Origin of the sequence: Caldicoprobacter sp. (genome assembly GCF_047459465.1) — a bacterium.
Lineage (GTDB): Bacteria > Bacillota > Clostridia > Caldicoprobacterales > Caldicoprobacteraceae > Caldicoprobacter.
In genome coordinates this window covers 1-1,628 of sequence record NZ_VSCO01000223.1, presented here as the reverse complement: position 1 = coordinate 1,628, position 1,628 = coordinate 1, and the positions used below count along the sequence as shown (strand labels likewise).

1 protein-coding gene and 1 pseudogene are annotated in these 1,628 nt (G+C 47.5%); both read right to left on the bottom strand.

Going from position 1 to position 1,628, the window contains the following annotated elements; translation table 11 throughout:
* Positions 1-1,114: pseudogene (locus FWJ59_RS09575) on the bottom strand (hypothetical protein); the annotation flags it as partial.
* Positions 1,115-1,236: 122 nt separating this feature from the next.
* On the bottom strand, positions 1,237-1,628 hold a 392-nt coding region (locus FWJ59_RS09570), incomplete at its 5' end, for an MMPL family transporter (RefSeq protein ID WP_414481698.1).

Here is a 1,628-nt window from a genome sequence, read left to right as displayed (position 1 = left end):
CAGCTAAACCATTCATCCCCGAAGCCACTCCGCTTAAGCCTTCAGTCAGCTTTGTCAGCCCATTCTTTAATTCATCAAGGCCCTTAAGGCCAGCATCAAATCCCACGATCAGCTCATAGGAATTTTCTTCTAATTTTTTGCTTCCCTCAACAAGAGCAGAAATCCCTTTATCAAATGCCTGTTTACCCTGTGCCATCTGTTTGCTGCCGCTTATCAGGGGCTGCGCTGCGCTGCCAAACTGCTTCAGTCCATTGCGAATCTTCCGCACCCCGTCCAGCATTTTCACCAGCTCATCTTCCATGTCCATATCCGGCACTGGCGGCACCTGAGGAATGACCGTAAAGGTGATGGGCTCAAGCTGTATGTTGTTACCTATCATCTCAAAGGTCACCTGTGCATCGGGATAAGGGAAAGTAGCAAAACTTAAGTTCATGGTCTTGCCGGTTACAACCTTCACCGCTTCATCGGCTTTTATATCTGAAAATACGCTGAGATCAACGGGATAGGAGACCTGCACCAAAAAAGGTACGTAGTGCTCATATTCTTTAGATACAGAGCCTCCTGCATAGCTCTCATAGGTTATGGGCTGCGTCACCTCAAGTTTATTCCTAATCTCAATCTCAATTCTCAAATTGCCGCTTTTGCCGGCCAGGCTGCGCGCATCCGTTTCCTTGCCATCCAAAAAATACTTTATAGACACCTCAACCGGCAATTCCTTATCGGTTATGCCTTCATAATATATATCTCCTTTTTTCAGCAGCTGACCATCCCATACTATCTGGCCATCCTCAAGCTTAGGTTTAGCTGAAGCTTCCATATTTCTGACCGAGCTGTATCGGCCGTAATCCCGTACCTCCTCTATTTCTCCTTTCCCATAAATGCGGTTGACCACCCTCTGCTCCAGCACCTTCCCGTCATGGTCGAGAATCACATAAACGGTCTCATTCTTGCCCACCAAGGCCGAACCATCATCAGCGTCGTTGGACTGAACCAATGCCGCTGTTGAACCTATATAAGCATGGGTGGCACCCATTGGCATCAATGCTAGGCAAAGCATAACCGAAAATAACAGCGTTCCGGATATGGCCCTTTTTATCATCTTCTTGAGGCTCATACATCCTCACTCCTTTTGCATATTTTATCTAAAACTCGTTCTTGTTCTTCTACATCTCCTTTACAATGTCGGATTCTTTGCATATCCGTTATTTTTTACTAGAGATCCATTTAGCGCATTTTCTATTTGCTGGACCTTCCAGCCCTTGCCCAGTTTTTTGTGGTCCATCCGATGAACTTGTCAAATATCAAAAATGCAGAAGGCAGCCCCAGGAAGATGACCGCCATGCTTATGGCTGCACCCCTTCCAATCATCATGGCCAGCTCTCCTGTCGCCTTTATGCTGGCAATCATCGCAATGCCCAGCGTGGCGGCTATCATCGTCAGAGCGCTGGTCAGTACCGAGCGGCCAGTATCCTCTATGGTTTGCCTTATGGCTTCTAGCCTATCATCTATCCTTTCGCGATTTTCTCTGTAGCGGCTGGTGAACAGAATGGCATAGTCCACCGTCGCACCAAGCTGGATAGCCCCTATTACCATGGGTGTCAAGGAAGAGACAGTGACCCCCTGAAAGT